The following is a 4625-nucleotide window of genomic DNA, read 5'->3' as shown; positions in this document are numbered from 1 at the left end:
GCAGAACGCCGTGCGGACGCGGCCGGCGTTCTGCGCCGCGCTGGGCGTCCTCGCGCGCTCCGGCGGCCCGGTGGGGTGGCGGCTGGTCAGGGGGACGGCGGTCGGGGCGTTCCGCTACCGGGTGACCGGGCTCGCCGCCGAGATCGCGTTCTTCGCGCTGCTGTCGCTGCCGCCGCTGGCCCTCGGGCTGATCGGCACCATGGGCCACTTCCACAGCGTGATCAGCAAGGAGACCGTCGAGGACATCCGCAACAGGGCCATCGAGCACGCCCAGACCGTGCTGACCCCCAACGCGGTGAACACGGTCGTCAGGCCGCTGCTGGACGACGTGATCAAGGGCGGCAGCCCCGACATCGTGTCGATCGGCTTCGTGCTGTCGCTGTGGGCGGGCTCGCGCGCGGTCAACGTCTGCATCGACACGATCACGATCGCGTACGGGCTGTCGGGCATCCGCGGCGTCATCCGCACCCGGACGCGCGCGTTCATCCTGTATGTCCTCGGCCTCATCGTGGGGCTGGTGGTCGCCCCGCTGCTGGTGGCCGGGCCGACGCTGGCGCGGCAGGCGGTGCCCGAGAGCGCCACGGTCGTGCAGGTGCTGTACTGGCCGGTCCTGGTGGGCCTGTCGGTGCTCTCCCTGGCGATGCTTTACCACATGAGCGTCCCGGTGCGCACGGCCTGGTGGCGGGAGGTGCCGGGCGCGGTGCTGGCGCTGCTGATCTGGGTCGTCGGCAGCCTGGTCCTGCGGATCTACCTGAGCGGGTCGCTGAGCGGGGTGTCGGTGTACGGCTCGCTGGCCGCCGCGATCGCCGTGCTGGCGTGGCTGTACGTGGCGGCCATCGCGGTGCTGATCGGCGCCACGCTGAACGCCGAGATCGACCGGCTGTGGCCCAGCGCGGACACGGCCCGGGCGCGGGCCCTGGGGGAGGCGTCCCGCGGGCAGGGACCGGGCGCGACCTCCGCCGCGGCCGTGCCCGCGCCGGACGAGGACGCGAGCGGCGCCGGCGACGCCGGGACGAATGGTAAAAACTGCAACGAATAAGGCTCTGAAAAGGCCAAACATGTCGTAGCCTCGGCTTCCATGACCCCCCGAGAGGACACCGGCCGGCTCCGGACCGTGACCGGCACGATCGCGACGTCCGACATCACCGGCCCGGTGCTCTCCCACGAGCACCTGGGGATGGACCTGCGCTGGCCGGCCCGGCCGCAGCAGGTGGCGTCCGACCCGGGGCGCTGGCTGGACGAGGAGAAGGGCGTCCAGCGCGAGCTGAACGAGCTGCGCAAGGAGCGCGGGCTCGGCCTCGTCGTCGACCTGACCTGCTCGGGCATGGGCCGCAACGCCGCCGCGCTGGCCCGCGTCAGCGCCGGCTCCCGGGTCGCGGTGGTCGCCGGGACGGGCGTGTTCACCGAGCCGTTCCACCCCGCGTTCGTCCGCGAGGCCCTCGCCGCCGGCCCCGGCCCGGAGGGCCAGTCGGGCGTGGACCGGCTGGCCGAGCGGCTGCTCGCCGAGATCGGCTTCGGCATGGACGGCACCAACGCGCTGCCCGGCGTGATCGGTGAGATCGGCACCTGGGGCGAGGCGCCGACCGAGGCCGAGGAGCTGTGCCTGCGGGCCGCCGCCCGCGCCGCCCGCTACTCGGGCCTGTCGGTGGCGACCTACGGCCGCGCCGGCCTGGCCCAGCTGGAGATCCTCACCGCCGCCGGGCTGCCCGCCGACCGCGTCGCCGTCGGCCAGCAGGACCGGGTGGACGACCCCGGCCAGCACCGCAAGATCGCCGAGTCCGGCGCGTACGTGTCGTTCGGCACGCTCGGCCTGGCGGGCGAGGACCACGCGGCGATCGGGGCCCGTGTGCGCGCGGTCATGGACCTGATGGAGGCCGGCCACGCCGACCGGGTGCTCCTGAGCACCGGCGTCTCGCGGATGGAGCAGATCGTCCGGTACGGCGGCAGCGGCTACGGCTACCTGTTCGACACCTTCCTGCCCGCGCTGCGCGCCGCCGGCGCCGACGACGCGACCCTCGACGCGGTCCTGCGGGACAACCCGCTGCGCTGGCTCACCGCGGGCTGAATCCCGGCGCGCCCGGCGGGTAGGGCTCTCCCAGGAGCTCTTCCGCGACCCCGGGAGGGGGTGCGCCGAATGTCTTGGAACAGAACGGCGAAGCGGGCGGCGGCGCCGGACGATACCGTCCCGCTGCCCTACGCCGACCGCGCGGAGGCGGGCCGGGTGCTCGCGGCGCGGCTCGCCCCGATGGGCCTGGACGGCGCCGTGGTGCTCGCACTGCCCCGGGGCGGCGTCCCGGTGGGGTTCGAGGTCGCGCGGCGCCTGCGGTCGCCTCTGGACGTCCTGGTGACCCGCAAGATCGGGTTCCCGCCCCAGCCGGAGCTCGGCGTGGGCGCCATCGCCGAGGGCGGCGAGCCGGTGTTCGACCACGGCCTGCTGGACCGGCTCGGCCTCACCGAGGACGACATGGCCGCGACGGTGCGCGCCGAGCGCGCCGAGCTGGAGCGGCGGGTGACGGCCTACCGCGGCGGCCGGGGCCTGCCGGACGTCGCCGGACGCGCCGCGGTCGTCGTGGACGACGGCCTCGCCACCGGCGGGACCGCGCGCGCGGCCGTGCGGGCGTTGCGGGGGCGCGGGCCGTCCCGGCTGGTCCTGGCGGTGCCGGTGGGCGCCGAGGACACCGTGCGGTCGCTGGAGGCCGAGGTGGACGACCTCGTGGTCCCCGCGGCGCCCTGGGACTTCCGCGCGGTCGGCCAGTGGTACCGCGACTTCGACCAGCTGACCGACCGGGACGTGACCGGGTGGCTGGAGCGCGCCGGAAATGGGCGCGGCGAATTCGGGTGAAAAAGCCACACGGAAGCGCCGGCTGCGGTAAAGGCGGCCGGGAAATCCGCGCGGGCCGCAACACAGATGTGACGCACATGTGACGAACGAACGCGCCAGGGCCCGGCCATGGCGGCCGGGCCCTGGGCAACGCAAACGGCCCCGCGGGGCGGGGCCGTGTCGTTTTTCGGTGGCGTGCCGGGGTGCGCGCTGGGAGCGGTTCTGGCGTGCCGTGCGACGGTCAGGCCGCGTTGGCGCGGCGCATGCGACGGCGGCGCTCGGAGGCGCGCTCGTCCTCGTTCAGACCGCCCCACGTGCCGTACTTCTCGGGCCGGGACACGGCGTAGTCCAGGCATTCCGTGCGGACCGGGCAGCCCATGCAGATCTGCTTGGCCTTGCGCTCGCGGATCTCACGCTCGGGCTGGCGCTCGCCGTCGGGGCCGAAGAAGAGCACGAGGTCTTCCCCCCGGCACGCCGCGGCGTCCTGCCAGCCCCAGCTGGGACGAGGGAGGTTTGCCTGCCGACGTACCTGAGCCATGGAACACCCACCTTGATTGGTTTCGAACAATTTCGGGACATGGACGCATCGACGTGCTTCGGGTGACATGAGTCAGAAGCGCCGAAAGTTCCAACGTCTGGAGTTGCCGCTCTGTTCCCCGTCCGGTTACTCCGGAAACCTGGGGCCGTGCGACAGGGAGACCCTCGAATGGGGCCTTCGAGAGATTACACGAGGGCGGCCGCGTTGAGAAGGGTGAGTTCCGTAACAGCGTAGGTTCTCAGGTTCTCGCCGCACGCCGGCCCGCACGCGGGCTGCTCGACGGCCTCCAGGATGACCCGGTAACGGCTCTCCTGAACGGTGACGACCGCTTCGTAGCGGGATGTCCCTGTGATCGACTCCACGATCACGGTGTCCAGTTCGAGGCGCCCGGTGTGCGCGCGGACGAAGTGCTCCGCGGCCTGCGCGGGCTCGGGCCGTCCGGCCCGCCCGCGCAGCCGGTCGAGCACGACCTCGCCGCGCAGATAGGCGTCGATCGCGGCCACGGCCTGGGTCTCGCCGAGGTCGCCGTAATAGATCCCGTGAGGAAGACATACAAGGTTCGCTGCGAATCGGTCACCACCGACGTGGGTGGTTTCCCAGACAAGACGGTCAAAACGTCCGGCGAGGGATCGGGCCAGCGGGGCGCCCGTCCGCGCGCAGCAGGCGTTGTGCCGGCCGTGCGCGCAGACCAGCAGGACGGGGTCCGCCTGCCGCTCGCCGAGCCCCGGCGAACGGCCCGAGGCGAGCGCGTGCAGGTCCAGCCCGGCCAGCTCCCGCGGATCGGCCAGTTCCCGGCCCTCGATCCACGCCTCGCGGCCGTACGAGAACCCCGCGTAGACCTGGACGGGCGGCGTCGCGCGGCGTCGCCCCGGCCGCCGGATGAGCTGCGGCCGCACGCCGGCCGCCTGCGCGGCCCGCACGGCCTCGGCGACCGGGCCGGGCCCGGCCAGGTCGGCCACCCGCTCGGGCCAGGGGCCCGGGTGCTCGATCAGCAGCCAGGAGCGCGCCTTGGCGGTCGCGCTCGCCAGGCACGGCCGCTCGCCGGTGTGGCTTCCCGGGCAGTGCCCGCAGCCCTTCCCGCGCGTCAAATGAGTCCCCCCGGCCGTACGGTCGCGATCATCGATGATTAGGTAAGGGTAACCTAAGCTTCGCCGGTCGCACCAGCGGGGTCCCCGGAACACCAGTGTAAATGAGGGGGTATCGGGGCCTTTAGGGGCGTCTGTCGGATGCCGGGATCTCAGTGCAGCGCGGTGCGGGGGAGGAGCG

Annotated in this window: 5 protein-coding genes; 3 read left to right on the top strand and 2 right to left on the bottom strand. The window is 73.4% G+C overall.

Annotated elements, in window-relative coordinates:
- The 3 genes from ABZ914_RS46990 to ABZ914_RS46980 form a co-directional block, all read left to right on the top strand.
- Positions 1-1039, top strand: a 1039-nt coding sequence (locus ABZ914_RS46990; RefSeq protein ID WP_500201137.1) for a YihY/virulence factor BrkB family protein, incomplete at its 5' end; no start/stop codon positions are given.
- A 39-nt stretch (positions 1040-1078) separates the two neighbouring features.
- Complete coding sequence (locus ABZ914_RS46985) at positions 1079-2065, top strand: phosphotriesterase family protein (RefSeq protein WP_500201136.1); 987 nt, start codon at positions 1079-1081, stop codon at positions 2063-2065.
- A gap of 69 nt (positions 2066-2134) precedes the next feature.
- The gene (locus ABZ914_RS46980; protein ID WP_500201135.1) at positions 2135-2842 is read left to right on the top strand and encodes a phosphoribosyltransferase; all 708 of its coding nucleotides are present in this window, start codon (positions 2135-2137) and stop codon (positions 2840-2842) included.
- A 220-nt stretch (positions 2843-3062) separates the two neighbouring features.
- On the opposite strand, the gene ABZ914_RS46975 is transcribed toward ABZ914_RS46980, so the two are convergent.
- Both ABZ914_RS46975 and ABZ914_RS46970 read right to left on the bottom strand, forming a co-directional pair.
- On the bottom strand, positions 3063-3359 hold the full coding sequence (locus ABZ914_RS46975; protein WP_021600082.1) for a WhiB family transcriptional regulator: 297 nt from the start codon (positions 3357-3359) through the stop codon (positions 3063-3065).
- Between the two features lie 185 nt (positions 3360-3544).
- Complete coding sequence (locus tag ABZ914_RS46970) at positions 3545-4447, bottom strand: ferredoxin family protein (RefSeq protein WP_500201134.1); 903 nt, start codon at positions 4445-4447, stop codon at positions 3545-3547.
- Between the last annotated feature and the right edge of the window lie 178 nt (positions 4448-4625).

Source organism: Spirillospora sp. NPDC046719, assembly GCF_040645715.1.
Lineage (GTDB): Bacteria > Actinomycetota > Actinomycetes > Streptosporangiales > Streptosporangiaceae > Spirillospora.
Note: the sequence above shows the minus strand (reverse complement) of the source record. Positions and strands in the feature narration are given on the sequence as shown.

What these genes read in the sequence shown, in the direction of transcription:
- ABZ914_RS46985 (WP_500201136.1), top strand. Translation starts at nt 1,079, where the DNA reads ATGACCCCCCGAGAGGACACCGGCCGGCTCCGGACCGTGACCGGCACG.
- ABZ914_RS46980 (WP_500201135.1), top strand. Translation starts at nt 2,135, where the DNA reads ATGTCTTGGAACAGAACGGCGAAGCGGGCGGCGGCGCCGGACGATACC.
- ABZ914_RS46975 (WP_021600082.1), bottom strand. Translation starts at nt 3,359, where the DNA reads ATGGCTCAGGTACGTCGGCAGGCAAACCTCCCTCGTCCCAGCTGGGGC.